13 protein-coding genes are annotated in these 15,835 nt (G+C 73.5%); 4 read left to right on the forward strand and 9 right to left on the reverse strand.

What is annotated here, in order from left to right; all coding sequences use genetic code 11:
• The 4 genes from ACBJ59_RS32600 to ACBJ59_RS32615 all read left to right on the forward strand — a co-directional run bounded on the left by ACBJ59_RS32600 (window position 1) and on the right by ACBJ59_RS32615 (window position 4,899).
• Window positions 1–606 carry a YitT family protein gene (locus ACBJ59_RS32600; protein WP_375114033.1) on the forward strand — a complete coding sequence of 202 codons (606 nt, stop codon included), beginning with the start codon at window positions 1–3 and terminating at the stop codon, window positions 604–606.
• Between the two features lie 79 nt (window positions 607–685).
• The gene (locus tag ACBJ59_RS32605; protein ID WP_375114034.1) at window positions 686–2,440 is read left to right on the forward strand and encodes a glycoside hydrolase family 15 protein; all 1,755 of its coding nucleotides are present in this window, start codon (window positions 686–688) and stop codon (window positions 2,438–2,440) included.
• Window positions 2,441–2,599: 159 nt separating this feature from the next.
• Window positions 2,600–4,351 (forward strand): histidinol-phosphatase, encoded by a 1,752-nt coding sequence (locus tag ACBJ59_RS32610; protein WP_375114035.1) that lies wholly within the window; start codon window positions 2,600–2,602, stop codon window positions 4,349–4,351.
• Entirely contained in the window at window positions 4,348–4,899 is a 552-nt protein-coding gene (locus ACBJ59_RS32615; RefSeq protein ID WP_375114036.1) for a hypothetical protein, read from the forward strand. Before ACBJ59_RS32610 ends, ACBJ59_RS32615 begins: the two co-directional genes overlap by 4 nt.
• 5 nt (window positions 4,900–4,904) lie before the next feature.
• On the opposite strand, the gene ACBJ59_RS32620 is transcribed toward ACBJ59_RS32615, so the two are convergent.
• The 9 genes from ACBJ59_RS32620 to ACBJ59_RS32660 form a co-directional block, all read right to left on the reverse strand.
• Entirely contained in the window at window positions 4,905–5,885 is a 981-nt protein-coding gene (locus tag ACBJ59_RS32620) for a lytic murein transglycosylase (protein ID WP_375114037.1), read from the reverse strand.
• 103 nt (window positions 5,886–5,988) lie between these two features.
• Window positions 5,989–7,851, reverse strand: a complete 1,863-nt coding sequence (locus ACBJ59_RS32625) for a LamG-like jellyroll fold domain-containing protein (protein WP_375114038.1) — start codon at window positions 7,849–7,851, stop codon at window positions 5,989–5,991.
• Between the two features lie 102 nt (window positions 7,852–7,953).
• Entirely contained in the window at window positions 7,954–9,264 is a 1,311-nt protein-coding gene (locus ACBJ59_RS32630; protein ID WP_375114039.1) for a condensation domain-containing protein, read from the reverse strand.
• Entirely contained in the window at window positions 9,261–10,460 is a 1,200-nt protein-coding gene (locus ACBJ59_RS32635; protein WP_375114040.1) for a 2-oxo acid dehydrogenase subunit E2, read from the reverse strand. Before ACBJ59_RS32635 ends, ACBJ59_RS32630 begins: the two co-directional genes overlap by 4 nt.
• Window positions 10,457–11,470, reverse strand: a complete 1,014-nt coding sequence (locus tag ACBJ59_RS32640; RefSeq protein WP_375114041.1) for an alpha-ketoacid dehydrogenase subunit beta — start codon at window positions 11,468–11,470, stop codon at window positions 10,457–10,459. Before ACBJ59_RS32640 ends, ACBJ59_RS32635 begins: the two co-directional genes overlap by 4 nt.
• Window positions 11,467–12,387, reverse strand: a complete 921-nt coding sequence (locus ACBJ59_RS32645) for a thiamine pyrophosphate-dependent dehydrogenase E1 component subunit alpha (protein ID WP_375114042.1) — start codon at window positions 12,385–12,387, stop codon at window positions 11,467–11,469. Before ACBJ59_RS32645 ends, ACBJ59_RS32640 begins: the two co-directional genes overlap by 4 nt.
• Entirely contained in the window at window positions 12,384–13,628 is a 1,245-nt protein-coding gene (locus ACBJ59_RS32650; protein ID WP_375114043.1) for a glycosyltransferase, read from the reverse strand. The genes ACBJ59_RS32645 and ACBJ59_RS32650 overlap by 4 nt, the downstream gene beginning before the upstream one ends.
• A complete protein-coding gene (locus tag ACBJ59_RS32655; RefSeq protein ID WP_375114044.1) occupies window positions 13,625–15,187 on the reverse strand; it encodes a glycosyltransferase in 1,563 nt (520 codons plus the stop codon). The genes ACBJ59_RS32650 and ACBJ59_RS32655 overlap by 4 nt, the downstream gene beginning before the upstream one ends.
• 38 nt (window positions 15,188–15,225) lie before the next feature.
• Window positions 15,226–15,546, reverse strand: coding sequence for a phosphopantetheine-binding protein (locus ACBJ59_RS32660; RefSeq protein ID WP_375114045.1), 321 nt, complete (start codon window positions 15,544–15,546; stop codon window positions 15,226–15,228).
• Window positions 15,547–15,835: the final 289 nt, after the last annotated feature.

A 15,835-nucleotide genomic window follows, 5' to 3' on the forward strand; every position in this document is an offset into this window, starting at 1 on the left:
ATGAGCGAGACCACCACCGTCCCCGAGCGGAGTTCACTGCCCGCCCGCCTCTTCCGCCTCTACGGCGGCCTGGCCCTGTACGGGGCCGGCATCGGCCTCCAGGTCGAGTCCGGGCTGGGCAACGACCCCTGGGACGTCTTCCACCAGGGCCTCGGCCTCAGGCTCGGGCTGTCCATCGGAACCGTGATCATCGCGGTGGGCGCCCTGGTGATGCTGCTGTGGATCCCGCTGAAGCAGAAGCCGGGTCTCGGGACGATCAGCAACGTGGTGTTCCTCGGCCTGTTCGCCGACGCCGCGATCTTCCTGCTCCCGGCCCCGGGCAACGTCGTGCTGCAGGCCCTGTACGTGGCGCTCGGCGTCACCTCCATCGCCCTGGCCACGGTCCTGTACATCGGCGCCGGCATGGGCCCGGGCCCCCGCGACGGCGTCATGACCGGCCTGATGCGCCTCGGCCTGTCGGTACGGCTCTCGCGGCTGCTCATCGAGGTCACCGTGCTGATCGCCGGCTGGCTGCTGGGCGGGACGGTGGGCCTGGGGACGCTGGCGTTCGCGCTGGCCATCGGGCCGTTGACGCAGCTGTTCACCCGCTGGTTCCCTCTGACGTGATCCTCGTGGCCGGGCCGATCATGACGCGACATGATCGGCCCGGCCACGGGATCACCCCTCCTCGCAGTAGCGTCTAGGCATGCGGATCGAGGATTACGCCCTGATCGGAGACATGCAGTCGGCCGCGCTGGTGGGGAGGGACGGTTCGATCGACTGGCTCTGCCTGCCCAGGTTCGACTCGCCGTCGTGTTTCTCGGCGCTGCTCGGCACCGAGCGCAACGGCAGCTGGTGGCTCGGGCCCACCGGGAGGAAGCCAGCCACCAGGCGCCGGTACCGCCCCGACACGCTCATCCTGGAGAGCGAGTGGGACACCCCGACGGGCACCGTCCGTGTGATCGACTTCATGCCGCCGCGCGACCGCAACCCCGACGTCGTCCGCATCGTCGAGGGCGTCTCCGGGACCGTGGAGGTCTCCACCCAGCTCCGGGTGCGCTTCGACTACGGCCGGATCGTGCCGTGGGTGCGCCGGACCAACGGGCACATGCAGGCCATCGGCGGGCCCGACTCGGTGTGGCTGCACTCCCCCGTGCCGCTCAAGGGCGGCGACTACGCCCACCGGGCGACCTTCACCGTCAAGGAGGGCGACCGGCTGCCGTTCGTGTTCACCTGGCACCCCTCGCACGAGCCGATGCCGCCGCAGATCGACTGCCATGAGCAGCTCGCGGAGACCGAGGCGTTCTGGGCGGAGTGGGTGGCCAAGTGCACCTACTCGGGGCCCTACCGGGAGGCCGTGGTCAGGTCGCTGATCACGCTGAAGGGGCTGACGTACGCGCCGACCGGCGGCATCGTGGCCGCGGCCACCACGTCCCTGCCCGAGGACATCGGCGGGGTGCGCAACTGGGACTACCGCTTCTGCTGGCTGCGCGACGCGACGCTGACGCTCGACGCGCTGATCAGCTCGGGCTACCTGGAGGAGGCGGCCGACTGGCGGGCGTGGCTGCTGCGCGCCATCGCCGGCCGCCCGCAGGACCTGCAGATCATGTACGGCGTCGCGGGCGAGCGCCGCCTGCCCGAGCTGCGCCTGGACTGGCTCGACGGCTACGAGGACTCCCGCCCCGTCCGGATCGGGAACGAGGCGGTCAAGCAGCTCCAGCTCGACGTGTACGGCGAGGTCATGAACTGCCTCTACGTCTCGCGCTCGCGCGGCCTGTCGCCCGACGACCGGGCCTGGAGCATCCAGCGGCAGCTGCTCGACTATGTGGAGGACCACTGGGACGAGCCGGACGAGGGCCTGTGGGAGGTGCGGGGGCCGCGCCGGCACTTCGTGCACTCGAAGGTGATGTGCTGGGTGGCGCTCGACCGGGCGGTCAAATACGTCGAGGGCTTCGGGCGTACCGGGCCGGTGGAGAAGTGGCGGGCGCTGCGCGACGTCATCCACGCGGAGATCTGCGAGAAGGGCTACGACCGGCAGCGCAACACCTTCACCCAGTCGTACGGCTCCTCCGAGCTGGACGCGGCCCTGCTGATGATCCCCGTGGTGGGCTTCCTGCCCGTCGACGACCCCCGCGTGGCGGGGACGGTCGCGGCGATCGAGAAGGAGCTCATGTCCGACGGCTTCGTCCTGCGCTACCCGCTGGCCGCCGACAACGACGTGGACGGCCTGCCGGGTGGCGAGGGCGCGTTCCTGGCGTGCAGCTTCTGGCTGGTGGAGGTGATGGCGATGCAGGGCCGCAAGGAGGAGGCGAAGGATCTGTTCGAGCGGCTGCTGGCGCTGCGCAACGACGTGGGCCTGCTGGCGGAGGAGTTCGACCCGCGATATGACCGCCTGGTCGGCAACTTCCCGCAGGCCTTCAGCCACGTGCCTCTGGTGCACGCCGCCCGCGCCCTGTCGTAGCAGATCACCCGCCTGAACCGGGCCGTCCCCCGCGCGAGACGGCCCGGCATCTGCCCGGCATTTGCTGATCTTCCGCCGTTCATGTCCGATTCATCCGGTTCCGCCACGCTCCCGCCGTAGCCGGAGCACCCTTTCGGCGGGACGGAGAAAAGCACCTTCATGAGTCACGGCCATCACCATCAGCACGAGCACGAGCACGGGCACGGGCACGGGCACGGGCACACGCACGACCATGTGCACGAGGACCTCGGAGACAACGAGGCGGCACAGGCGCGGGACCTTTCGATCCCGGACGGCGAGCTGCCGCCCGGGCAGCTCTCCCGGCGGCGGATGTTCCGCCGGGCGGGCCTGCTGGGAGCCGGGCTGACCGCCGCCGGCGTCCTGGGGGGTCAGGGCCAGGCGGCGGCCGCCACCACCCCTGGGGACGAGGGACGCGGCCGGGAGCCCAGGGACGGCTACCAGTGGCTGGCCGGCGACCACCACATCCACACCCAGTACAGCTCCGACGGCATCTACCGGGTCATCGACCAGGTCCGCCACGGCAACGCGTACGGCCTGGGCTGGATGGTCATCACCGACCACGGTGGCGCCACGCACGCCAAGATCGGCGTGGACAAGGTCAACCCCGACATCGTGGCGGCCCGCGAGTCCGTCAAGGACACGCTGGTCTTCCAGGGCCTGGAGTGGAACATCCCGGCCGCCGAGCACGGCACCGTGTTCGTCGCCCCCGGCCGGGGCGAGGTCGAGACGCTCAAGGAGTTCGAGAACTCCTTCGACGGCTCGGTGAAGGGCGCGAGCTCCAACACGCCGCAGAACGAGGCGCTGGCCATCGCCGGCCTGAACTTCCTGGCCGACGCCGTCAGGAAGCGCCGGATCCCCGACGCGCTGTTCCTCGCCAACCACCCCTCCAGGAAGGGCATCGACTCCCCGCACGAGATCCGCGGCTGGCGCGACGCCCAGCCGTCGATCGCGGTCGGCATGGAGGGCGCCCCCGGCCACCAGGCCGCCGGCATCCCCAAGCCGAACGGCCCCGGCGGCGGGCGGGGCATCTACGACAGCAACCCCGGCCCCGACTCCTTCCCCGGCTACCCGGCCGAGAGCTACAAGACCTTCGGCGGGTTCGACTGGATGACCGCCACCGTGGGCGGGCTCTGGGACAGCCTGCTGGCCGAGGGCAAGCCGTGGTGGATCACGGCGAACTCCGACGCCCACTGGGTGCACGCCGACACCAGCGACCGCGGCCCGAACAGCGACTTCAACGCCAACGGCCGCTACGAGGACCCCATCTACAAGGGCGTGGCCAACTTCGGCTCCGGCGACTTCTGGCCCGGCTACTACAGCAGGACCCACGTCGGCGCGGAGGACTTCTCCTACCGCGCGGTCATGGACGGCCTGCGCGCCGGGCGCGTCTGGGTGGACCACGGCGGCCTGATCAGCGCCCTGGTGGTGCGGGCCCGCGCGGCCGGCACCGGTCAGCGCGGGGTGACGCTCGGCGACACCCTCCACGTACGCAGGGGCGCCCGCGTCGAGCTGGCCATCGAGATCACCCTGGCCGGGCGGCCCAACTGGGCGCAGTTCGTGCCCGCGCTGGCCCGGGTGGACGTCATCCAGGGCGACGTCACCGGCCCCGCCGCCGACAAGGACGCCTTCACCACGCCGAGCACGAAGGTCGTGAAGTCGTTCGAGGTGGGCAGGAACAGCGGCACCGTCACCTTCACGTACCAGCTGGGCGCCGTCGACCGCCCGGTGTACGTGCGGCTGCGCGGCACCGACGGCAAGCGCGGCGCCCCCGGCCTGCTGGGCGCCGCGGTGGACCCGAACGGCCCGCAGATCGACGTGTACGGCGACGCCGACCCGTGGAACGACCTGTGGTTCTACAGCAACCCCATCTGGGTCCTGCCGCGCCGATGATCCTCGGTTTCGACACGGGCGCGCGTACGCTCCCCGAGGCCGAGCACCTGCTCCACACCGTGGCGCGGGAGCTCGGCCTGCCGGGCGACGCCGTCGGCTGCACCCATTTCGTCCCGGCGGGACCGGCGGGCGAGGAGCCGCACGTGGCCTGCTCGCTGGCCGTGCCGGGCCCGGTGACCCCTCCCCCGGCGGCCACGTCGTGGGCGCTCGGCGACGCGCGTACCGGGCCGCTGGCGGCGGGGGCGGCGCTGGCGGCGGCCGAGCACGCCGCGCGGCGCGGCGGCCGGATCGTCACCTTCCCCGGCCGTGACCTGCTCACCGGCACCCTCAGCGCTGGTGAGCTCCGCAGTGGCTCGGCCATCGACCGGGTGCTGGTGCTCGCCTCACCCGACCCGCCCGCCGACGACGTGCTCATCGTGACGAACGAGCACGTCAGGCCGGTCTGGCGGGACGGGCTCATGACCCTGCTCACCATGCCGGCCGCCGGTGGCCGGCTCGCCCCCGCCGAGGTGCCGAACCCGACTCCCTGCTGCGCCGACCACACCTGAGCCTCTTACGGGCCGGTGAGGCGGCGCTCGCCTTCGGTGGTGAGCACGAACACCTGCCAGTTGTAGTAGGCGTAGAACGCGCGCGGGTCCCGCTTGATCTGGCGGGCGTGCAGCAGGATCGCGTTCACGTACGCCTGCGACGGGTTGTAGGCGTGCAGCGCCCGCTGGTAGTCGCGAGGGGCGCCGGTGGCCTTGAGGTAGTTGGCCGCGCCCATGATCGCGTCACGCGGGTCCTGCACGTCACCGCCCAGCCCGTACGCCTTCCAGGTCGCGGGCATGAACTGCATCGGCCCCTGGGCCCCGGCGTGGCTGTCGGACTTCACCCGGCCGAACTTCGTCTCGGCGAACATCACCGCCGCCAGCACCTCCCACTCCACCCCGAACCGGCGCTCGGCCTTCTTGAAGAATCCGAGCAGCTCGGCGGCGGGGCGGGCCGGTTGGGTCCGGAACACGGCGGTGGGCTTGATGGGGCGGGCCAGGGCGAGCAGCTCGCGGATCGCCCCGGTGTTGTCCCTGGCCTGGGCGGCCAGGGCGGAGGGCAGGCGGGCGAAGGCCCGGGAGGCGACCTCGGGGTGGCGGGCGGCATGGCGGTAGATGCGCTGCTGGTACAGGGCCAGCAGCTCGACGTCCTCGGGCGGCGCGCCGCGCGCCGCCGCCCCGTCGCCGGTCCAGGCGTCGATGGCGTCGTTGAGCGCGGCGGTGGTCTCCTTCAGGGCCGCGGCCATCCTGGCGGCGCTCGCCGGGACCTTCTCGCCGGGCTCGGGAAGCGCCTTCTCCGGGGCGCCCGCCGTCGCGCTGGGCGCTGACGACGGCGCTGACGACTGGGCTGACGACTGGGCTGACGACTGGGCCGACGACGGGAGCGGCGCCGCGGAGCCGCTCCCGTCGGGCGCTCCGCAGGCCGCCGTCCCGGCGAGCGCGGCGACCGCGACGGCTGCGGCAGCCCCGCGGCCCGGGCGTCTCAGCTGCTTCTGGCGTGCCTCCATGGACGGCCAACCTACCCGGTACGCGGCGCCCGTCCCAGATCGATCCCGGCACCCACGCCCCGGATCGCCCCCCGCACCCGGCAGCGCCGCGAGCCCACGGCGGTCACGCGTACGGGGTGAGGAACTCCCCGGGCCGCAGGGCCCGCGCGACGATCCGCACGTCGCCGATCCAGCCGTAGTAGCCCTGCCCGTACTTCAGCGCGAACTGCGTCCCGCCGATCGCGAACGGCCGGCCCAGCGTCGAGATGCCCTTCGACGGCTGCGACGGGTTGCGGGCGATCCTCGAGCCGTCCACGTACACCACCGTCCGCCGCGCGTCGTTGACCACCGCCAGGTGCATCCAGCGACCCACCGGCAGGGCGTGGCTCCACGAGGTGGGGTCGGCGTCGCGGTCCGTCGGGTAGACGACGTACTGCAGGAATCGCTCGGGCGACAGGTTCAGGCTGCACGTGGGCTCGTCGGGCGACCAGCCGCTGGACTTGCCGGCGTCGCCGCTGCGGCCCTCCCAGCTCAGGATGCCCATCCACGCGTGGTCGCCCTCGAACGGCTTCGGCAGCTTGACGAACGCCTCGATCGTGTACCCGGACTCGAACGTCATGGCGTTGATCGGCGCGTTCGCCGCCGACCTGAGCACCGCGCCCCGGTCGGGGTTCTTGCCGCCGTCGAAGCGGAGGCTGGCGTGGGCGGGCTGGCCCTCGTGGTGCTCGGCCGACCACTTCAGCGTCTCGGGGGCGCTGGCGTGCAGCAGCTCCATGGTCAGGTCGTTGCCGCCGCCGGTCAGGTCGCGGGCGACCGTGCCGGCCGGGACGACCGCGCCGTCCGTTCCCGCGCCCGCCAGGCCCTCCCCGTCGAACCGCCAGTACGCCACCGTGCCCCTCGGCATCACCTCCCGCGCCGGCCGGGGCGGGACCGGGGTACGCGGGGCGAACCCGGCGAAGCGCACGTCGAAATCGATCTCGATGCTGAAGCGGTCCACGGGGCCGGTCAGCTCGAGGTGCTCGGCCTCCAGCGGCGTGCGCTCGTCCGGGTCACGCTCCAGCAGCCACGGCGACAGCGTCTCGACGTCGATCACGTTGCGGACGAGGTCGAAGGCATAGAGCCGGACCATGCCCGCGCCGCCGTAGTAGCGGTCCTGGTAGTTGGCGATGTGCACGTGCACGTCGTGGCCGGCGTCGTTCTTGAGCACCGTACGGCCGGGCGGCCAGTAGTGGCCGTTGAGCGTCAGGAAGATCTGGTCGTTGCGCCTGATGAGCCCGTCCCACAACCGCTGCCCGAACTGCGACAGCGCGGCCACCCCGTCCTCGCCCGCCCAGGCCAGGTCGTGGGTGGTGAGGATGACGGGCAGCGTGCGGTTGGCGTCGATGACGCCCTGCGCCCACTGCAGGCCCTTGGCGGAGATCCGCCAGTCGAGCGCGAGCACCAGCCACTGCCGGCCGCCCGCGTCGAGCACGTGGTAGCTGTTGTACCCGTCGGGCGACGCGCCGCGGAACGTGGGCATCCTGGCGTACCTGGCTGGGCCGAACGCCTTGAGGTAGGCGCTGTCGCCGCGCTGGTCGTCGGTGCCGGAGCTCACGTCGTGGTTGCCGGCCAGGACGCTGTAGGACAGTCGGCCGTCCAGGGCCCGGAACGCGTCGGCGGCCAGGCCGAGCTCCTGCTCCGTGCCGTGCTCGGTGACGTCGCCGAGGTGGGTCATGAAGGCGATGTTCCGGCTCTCGCGCTCGCCGGTGAGGAAGCGGAACGTCTGGCGCACGGGGGCCGGGTCGGAGCGGTCCTCGTCGAAGAGGTACTGCGTGTCGGGCAGCACGCCGATGGTGAAGCGCGGGCTCCGGCGGTCGAACCTGCCGCCGGTCGCCGCGTCGGCGGTCGCCGCGTGGGCCGGGGCCGTCATGCCGGCGAGGGTCCCGGCGGCGGGGGCCGCGAGTGCCGCCGTCAGCAGGGCCCGGCGGCCGAGGGAGGGGTGGGACATGTGTCGTACTCCGTTTCAGGGTGCCGCCAGCACCATGATCGTCGTACGTGGCGCGGTGGTGCCGCGGGCGATAACGCCCGCCCTCCGCGGGCCGAAATCTTGTCACGCGTCCGGGGCGTGCAGGATCGCGAGCAGGGTCCTGGCGTGGTCCGCGAGCTCGGCGGGGGTGAAGCGGGCGAGCCTGCCGGTGAGCGCCAGCTCGTACTCGCCGCCCCTCGGCGTGGCGGTCAGGCCGAGGTCGAAGCTCGCGTCGTCCACCTCGTGCTCCCAGACGCGGGCCGACAGGCCGGTCCAGCCGGGCGGCGGCTCGGGGTCGTCGCGGTGGACGAACGCGGCCTGGAAGGACGGGTGCACGCCGGGCAGCCGGTGGCCGCCGAGACCGGAGACGAGGGCGTCGAACGGGATCTCCGCGGCCAGCGCCCCGGCGACGGCCTCCCTGACGCGGGCGAGCAGCGCCGGGAAGCCGTCCGGCACCCGCACGCGCAGCGGCACGAGGTTGATGAAGCAGCCCGCGACCGGCTCCAGCTCGCGGCGGGCGCGCCCGCTCGTCACCGTGCCCACCACCAGGTCGCCGCGCCCGCTCAACCGGTGCAGCAGCACCAGGTACGCCGCCAGCAGCGCGGCGAACGGCGTGACCGGCCCGCCCCCGCGGAGCCCGTCCACCACCTCCCGCCCGGCCCGCACCACGGCGGTCGCGCTGCCGCCCCGCGCGGGCGGGACGCGCGGGAACAGCGGCTCGATCCCGGCCAGCCGGTCCCGCCAGTACGGCAGCCGCCCGGGCACCCGCTCCGCGGCCCTGGCCAGGGACCAGGCGGCGTAGTCGGCGTACTGGACGGACGGGGGCGGCGGGAGGTCCGCGCCCGAGTACAGCGCCGCCAGCTCGGCCGCCATCAGCGCCACCGAGCCGCCGTCGCCCGCGATGTGGTGGCAGGCCAGGAACAGGCGGTGCTCGCGCGGGCCGAGCCGGTAGACGGTCAGCCGCAGGAGCGGGCCACGTTCGAGGTCGAACCGCTCCCCCGCCGCCGCCCGGGCCAGCCGCAGCGCCTCCTCCTCGGGCAGGCCGGTCAGGTCGAGCAGCTCCAGCGGCACCGGCTGCACAGGCCGGATCACCTGGTGCGGCAGGCCGTCTACGGCGGTGTAGCGGGTGCGCAGCGCCTCGTGCCTGGACACCAGCGCGGTGCGCGCTACTGACAGCCGGTGCAGGTCCAGCTCGCCGGTGAGGGCCAGGCCGAGGGTGACGTTCGGCGGGGCCGCGTCCGGGGTGGCCTGGGCGGCCAGCCAGATCCTGCGCTGCTCGTGGGAGCACTCCAGCGGCTCGCCGGTCCTGGGCACGGGCGGGATGGCGGTGGCCGCCGCCTTCCTGGCGAGCAGCCTGGTCAGCAGCTCGCGCCGCCGGTCGGTGAGCTCCGTCATCGGCTTCCTCGCCGCTCGGTCGGCTGTCGTGGGGTGTCCTCGACGAGCGCGGCCGGTGACTCGAGCGCCGCCCTGATCGCCTCCAGGAACTGGACGGCGTCGTGCCCGTTGGCGTAGCGGTGGTCGTAGGCCAGCCCGAGGTGCACGGTGTGCCGCGCCTCGAACCCGTCCCCGACCGGCACCGCCTCCCTCCGCGGCGCCGCCAGCGACAGGGCGCAGACGTGGCCGGGGAAGACGATCGGGATCGCCAGCGTGACCGCGCCCTGGTTGTGCAGGGTCACCACGATGTTGGCGCCCGACAGGTCCTCCTCGCGGAAGGCGCCGCGCATCGCGGCCAGCCGGTGTTTCATGAGCGTCCGGGAGATCTCGCCCAGCGAGCGGTTCGTGGCGTCGTGCACCACGGGGACGAACAGCCCCTTCCCGGCGTCCATGGTGACGCCGACGTGCGCGGTGGCGGCGCGGCGCAGGCGGCCGGGGGCGATCGGGGTGGCGTACGCGACCTCGAACCGCCCGACCAGCCCGGCCACGGCCTTGACCAGCAGCTCGGGCAGGCCGACCAGGGTGCGTTCCCTGGTGGTGAGGTCGCGGGCCAGCCGCAGCGCGTCCTCGACGTCGACCTTGACCACGGTGTAGGCGGCGGGCACCTCGCGGTGGGTCCGGCTCACCACGTCGGCGATGCGCCGCTGGGTCCTGGGCAGGACGAGCTCCGCCGCGTCCGCGCCGCCGAGGGCTGCGGGGACGGCCGGTTGCGGGGCGGCCCCGTCTTGCAGGGCGGCCCCGTCTTGGAGGGCGGCCACGTCGGCTCGGCGGATCAGCCGCTTCCCCAGGGCGCGGACCCGGTCCTCGCCGATGCCCAGCTCGTCCATGAGCGTGCGGGCGGGGGCGGTGATGACCACGTCGGGAGCCATCCCGGCCGCGGGCTCAAGGGTAGGCGCGGGCGCGGCGGTGGAGGCGGGTGAGGGGGTGGGGGTGGCGAGGGTGGCGATGGTCTGGCCGGGGAGGCACTCGGCGCCCTCCCCGACCAGGTGCCGCAGCAGGCCCTCGGTCTCGGCCGCCAGCTCCTCGACCGTCTTCGACGTCTCGATCAGCGCCAGGACGTCCCCCGGCCGTACCGTGGAGCCGTCCTTCGCGACCCACTCCAGCAGCAGGTACCGCGCGTCGTTGCTGTTGATCTTCGGTACGACGACGCCGGTCATGCCAGCGCCTCCAGGACGGCCCGGCGGATGGTATGTGCGTGCACGAGCACCTCGCGTTCCAGGTGAGGAGCGGCGGGGATGATGCCCGCTGCCGCGCTGACCAGCGTGATCGGCCGGGTCAGCCGGTCCCACAGCACGGGGTGCAGCCGGGCCGCCACCTCGGCGCCCCAGGTGCCGCCCGCGCCACCGTCCTCGGCGACGCAGACGTGCCGGCCGCGCGGCGGCACCCCGCCCAGCTCGAACGGGTACAGCCGGGCGGGCACCAGCAGCTCGCACAGGACGTCGTGCTCCAGCAGCAGCTCGCGCATGGCCTCCAGGGCACGGTGCGCCATCCCGCCGGGCACGATCAGGGTGCAGTCGTAGTCCGCGACCCCCTCCAGGAACACCCGGGCCACCCCCGGCCGCTCCCCCACCTCCTCGAACCGGAACAGGTCGTCCACCACCCCCTCGCGGAACATCCGCCGCGTGTACAGCACCTTGTCCTCGAAGAGCAGGCACGGCCGCCGCGTGCCGAGGCAGTGCTCCAGCAGGGCGCGGGCGTCGTGGAACGGGGTCAGCTCCAGCACCGACAGGCCCGGGACGCCGATGAAGTGCTTCTGCGGGCTCTGGCTGTGCGTCGGCCCGTATCCCCGGTGCCCGCCCGACGGGCAGCGGACGACCAGGGGCACGGGGACCGGGCGGCCGTACATGGTGGGGGTCTTGCCGGCGAAGTTCAGGAGCTGGTCGAAGGCGAGCGCGGCGAAGTCGGCGAACATGATCTCGACGATGGCCTTGTCGCCGGCCAGCGCCAGCCCGGCTCCGGCGCCGACGATGGCGCCCTCGCTGAGCGGGGTGGAGCGCACGCGCTCGCCGAACCGCGACGACAGGCCCTTGGTGACCTTGAAGGCGCCGCCGTACGGGTCGGTGATGTCCTCGCCCAGCACGTACACGCCGGGGTCGGCGGCCAGGACGTCGTGCAGCGCGCGGTTCAGGTGCTCGGCGACCCGCTCGGCCCGGACCGGCCCGGTCACGTCGCCGTCCAGGGCGCGGGCGGGCGCGCCGACACCTCGGCCACCAGGGCGGCCACGTGCCGCCGCGCGCTCTCGTCGGCCGCCGCGAACTGACGGGGGAAGGCGGCGGCGTAACGCTCGTACCAGTCGTTCTCCCTGACACGGGCCAGCTCGCCCGGGCCACGGGTGTCGTCGCCCTTGCTGTGCGGCCCCACCCGATGCGTGACGAACTCCACCACCAGCGGGAACCCCTCCCTGACCGCCGCGACCGGCGCGGCCAGCTCGGCGCGCACGGCGTTCACGTCGATCGAGTGGATCCGCCGGTACGGGATGCCGAACGCGGCCGCCCGGCCGGCGATCGTGCCCGCCATCGCGTTCCCGGTGGGCGTGGACTGGGCGATGCCGTTGTTCTCCACCACGACCAGCAGCGGCACTCTCCAGAGCGCGGCCAGGTTGAGCGCCTCGTACACCGCGCCCTCGCCCCAGGTGCCGTCGCCCACGTACGCGCAGACCAGCGCGCCGCCGCCGGTCCTGCGCAGGCGCAGGGCCATGCCGGTCGCCACCGGCAGGCTCTCGCCCTGCACGCCGGTGGACATGAAGTTGCGGTGGTAGACGTGCTGGCTGCCGCCCACGCCGCCGCACAGCGCGCCCTGCCTGCCCATGATCTCGGCCAGCAGGCCGCCGGCCTCGTCGCCGTAGCGGGCCAGGAAGTGACCGTGGCCGCGGTGGTTGCTGAAGGTGAAGTCGTCCTCGCGGAGGAGGGGGGTCAGGGCGACGGGCACGTACTCCTGGCCCAGGCAGGTGTGCGTGGTGCCGCTCAGCAGGCCCTCGGCGAAGAGGCGGAGCAGGGCGTGCTCGAAGTGCCGGATCAGCAGGAGGCGGCCGAGGTCGTCCTGGGCGAGCGGCGACAGGCCGCGCTCCAGCCCTGCCACGATCATGCCGTTCCTCCCGTCCTGGCCCGGGCGGCGGCCAGCCTGGCCAGCGCCGCCCGCCGTCCGGACAGGGCCTGGCGGGCCGGGGTCAGCGTGGTCAGGTACCGCTCCAGTGCGTCCTTCTCCAGGCCGTCCGTGAAGCGGCGGGCGGCCTGCCGGGAGCGGGCGGCGAGGTCGCGGTGGTGGCCGGGGTCGTCCAGGAGCCGCCGCAGCGCCGCCAGCCAGGGGCCCAGGTCCTGCGCGGGGAGCACGGGGGCCGGGCGCGCGTGCCCGGCCGTCTGGTAGCGCTCCACGCGGTTGACGGGCAGCAGGTACGGGACGCCGAGCTTGGCCTCGGCCAGGCCGCCCACGTCGGAGGCCAGGACGGGGACGCCGCGGAGCATGGCCTCGACGCAGGTGTACCCGAAGGTCTCGTCCCAGAGGGAGGGCATGAGCAGGACCTTGGTACGGCCGAGGATCTCGCCGATGTCGTCGCTCGGCGGGATGACGGCGATGTTGGGGCGGGCGGCCAGGGCTGCTCGTTCGGCGTCCGTGGTGCCCCAGGTCGGGACGGCCAGGAAGGGCGCGTCGGGGCAGGCGTCGGCCAGGGCCAGGAAGATCGGCAGGCCCTTGTAGCCGCAGGGGTTGATCATGGTGACGTACGGGGCGGGGGCCGTCTGGTGGCCGGTGTCCTCGTAAATGTGTGGATATATCAGTGTTGACTCCAGGGAGGCGTGGCGCAGGCAGTAGTCCTGCGCGGCCCGGCTGACCGCGACCACCCCGGCCGCGCGGCGCACCATCCGCACGCCGGCCGCGCTCGGATAGAACGCGCCCGGGCCGAACGGCAGTTGCTGCAGGGTGTGCACCAGGTAGACGACCCGCTCGGGGGTCGCGCGGAGCGCCGCGCCCAGCACGACCAGGCCGGGGTCGTCGGAGGGGACCAGCGTCCAGTCGGGCGCCAGCCCGGCGGCCACGTCGGCGACCCGCCGGGCCAGCAGGGACGGCTCGGTCACGGCGTGCACGGTCACGCCTTCGTGGCCGTACCCGACCTCGCCGGGCCGGCCGGTCTCGACGAGCCGGGCGCCGCGCCGTACCAGCTCCGCCGTCCCCGCCTCGGGTGAGGTGGTTCGCATGGCTCCGGAGAAGGGGGCCACCACGTGCACCTCGTGACCGCGGGCGGCGAGCCGCTCCATGAGGAGGCGGTTGGACTTGTTCGCGCCGCCGTGGGAGGGGAGGTGGATCATGTTCTGGGCGAGCAGGATTCTCACGACGCGCCCCGCTCTGCCCGGCGGCGGCGCAGCCGCGCGGCCAGCACCCGCCGCTGCTCGACGGGCAGGGCTTGGACGCGCAAGGGCTGGACGGGCGGGGGCTGCGCGGGCGAGGCCTGCGCGGGCGCGGCTTGGGCGGGCGCGGCTTGCGCTGGGAGGGACTGTCCGGGCGCGGCTTGCGCGGGGAGGGACTGCGCGGACCGGGCCTGTGGGGTGAGGGCCGGCCGGTTGTTCAGGGGTGGGCGGGTGGCGGACGGTTTCAGGAGGGACTCCAGGTGTTCGGCGGCGACGACCAGGCTGCCGGCGGCGTCCTGGGGGACGATGCCGGTCCGGGCCCGGCCGTCCTTCAAGGCGGCGGCCAGTGCTTCGGCCACCTCCTCGGCGGTCCAGCGGTGCTCCGGGAGCCAGCGGGCCAGACCCGCCGTGGCCAGGCGCGCGGCGTTGTCGGGGCGGTCGGCTCCGTGCGCCAGGATCACCTGCGGGGTCCCGGCGACGAGCGCCCTGGTCAGGGTGCCGATCCCGCCGTGATGCAGCACCGCCGCGACCTGGGGCATCACCGTGCGGAACGGCAGCCGGGGAGACCACCGAACGTCCGGCGGGAGGGGCTGGGGGACCAGCTCGGCGTGCGGGACCACCAGCAACATCGGCAGCCCGGCGATCCGGCACCCGCCCATGGCCGCCCGGTAGAACCCCTCGTGCAACATCCGCCCGGTGCCCCCGGTGACCAGCACCGGCCGCACCGGCCCGGCCAGGAACTCCACCACCTCCGCGGGTAACCCCTCGACGGGCCCCCGCCCGAACCCGCTGCCCCGGTCAGGGGGCTCAGGCCCAGGGTCGCCATCCCGATCGGTGCGCTCGGGCCCGGGGCAGGTGTCTCCCGGGGCGGGTCGGCGGTCGGGGGCGGGCTGGGGGCGGGTCGTGGGAGGTGGGTTCGGGGGGTCGTCCGGGAGGGGGAAACCGGTCAGGACGATTGCGGCGCCCGTGCCGGGGCCGGCCTCGTCGAACCAGCGGGGCCAGAGGCCGAGCTGGAGGTCGGCGGAGGAGAACCAGGCCCGCCAGTCCCCGACCGGCCCCAGTCCGAGGCGGGCGCGGACCTCGTCGATGCCGCCGGCGAGCACGTGCTGGTGCAGGTGGCGGGCGACGTCGGTGGCCATGGGCTGGATCGGGGCCACCGCCACCCAGGCGGCGGGTACCCCGAGCAGCTCCCGTACCAGGAGCACGGACAGGGCGGAGGTGTGCCGGCCGACCAGGACCGTGCGGCCGGGCAGGACACGGGCGGCGAGCGCGCGGCACTCCGTCGCGAGCTGGTCGAAGAGGGCGTTGCGGCGGTAGAAGTCCAGCCAGTCCAGCGTGGCCTTCCCCCCGGGCAGCAGGGCGGTGTCGGCGGAGTAGCGCTCGAACCCGTCCGGCGTGTCGATCGGTACGAACCCGAGCCCCGCCTCCTCGACCCGCCCCCGGTACGGGGAGTGGGTCAGGAGCGTCACCTCGTGCCCGCGTTCCCGCAGCACCCGGCCCAGCCGGACGAACGGCAGCACGTCGCCGTCCGACCCGTGGGTCACCAGCAGCATGCTCGACGCGGGTGCGGTCGCCGGGCCCGTCACGTCGAGGTCTCGCCGAGCGGCGAGGTCTCGTCCAGCAGCGCCCGTACGTCCTCCTCGGACATGCCGTCCAGCTCGTCGAGCAGCTCCGCGAGCTGGTCGTCGGCGAGCCCGCCGAGCAGCGCATCGTCGATGAGGCGGGCCGCCGCGGACACGGTGAACTCGGCGGAGAAGAGCTCGTCCACGGGCAGTTCGACGCCGTACTGCTCCTGGACCCTCGCCAGGAACCGCACCACGGTGAGCGACTGCGCGCCCAGCGCGAAGAAGTCGTCGGTGAGGGAGCGTGGCGGGGTGGTCAGGAGCTCGGTCCAGATCCCCATGACGGCTTCCTCTGTCGGTGTCATTACCGTTCTCCGGACGTTCAGAGGGCAGGCAGAGTCGTGGGAGCGCTCCCAAAAAACGCCCCTGGAAGGCCCCCAGGACGAGCCTGGGATCACGGCGGAGAGATGTCAAGAGAACAGTCTCAGTAATGTTTCCGAAACGCCGTTGTAAGGAATCCCAGCTAGAGAGCACATAGCGGCCTTTTGGTAGACCAATCAAGTTAAATCTTCAATTGATGTTGACCGCAGAGCGAACGCCTCCTTAACCTGACTGCCCGTGGGAGCGTTC

The organism is Nonomuraea sp. MTCD27 (assembly GCF_041950495.1).
Lineage (GTDB): Bacteria > Actinomycetota > Actinomycetes > Streptosporangiales > Streptosporangiaceae > Nonomuraea.

Coding starts and splice junctions, on each gene's coding strand:
- ACBJ59_RS32600 (WP_375114033.1), top strand. CDS start 1: ATGAGCGAGACCACCACCGTCCCCGAGCGGAGTTCACTGCCCGCCCGC.
- ACBJ59_RS32605 (WP_375114034.1), top strand. CDS start 686: ATGCGGATCGAGGATTACGCCCTGATCGGAGACATGCAGTCGGCCGCG.
- ACBJ59_RS32610 (WP_375114035.1), top strand. CDS start 2,600: ATGAGTCACGGCCATCACCATCAGCACGAGCACGAGCACGGGCACGGG.
- ACBJ59_RS32615 (WP_375114036.1), top strand. CDS start 4,348: ATGATCCTCGGTTTCGACACGGGCGCGCGTACGCTCCCCGAGGCCGAG.
- ACBJ59_RS32620 (WP_375114037.1), bottom strand. CDS start 5,885: ATGGAGGCACGCCAGAAGCAGCTGAGACGCCCGGGCCGCGGGGCTGCC.
- ACBJ59_RS32625 (WP_375114038.1), bottom strand. CDS start 7,851: ATGTCCCACCCCTCCCTCGGCCGCCGGGCCCTGCTGACGGCGGCACTC.
- ACBJ59_RS32630 (WP_375114039.1), bottom strand. CDS start 9,264: ATGACGGAGCTCACCGACCGGCGGCGCGAGCTGCTGACCAGGCTGCTC.
- ACBJ59_RS32635 (WP_375114040.1), bottom strand. CDS start 10,460: ATGACCGGCGTCGTCGTACCGAAGATCAACAGCAACGACGCGCGGTAC.
- ACBJ59_RS32645 (WP_375114042.1), bottom strand. CDS start 12,387: ATGATCGTGGCAGGGCTGGAGCGCGGCCTGTCGCCGCTCGCCCAGGAC.
- ACBJ59_RS32660 (WP_375114045.1), bottom strand. CDS start 15,546: ATGGGGATCTGGACCGAGCTCCTGACCACCCCGCCACGCTCCCTCACC.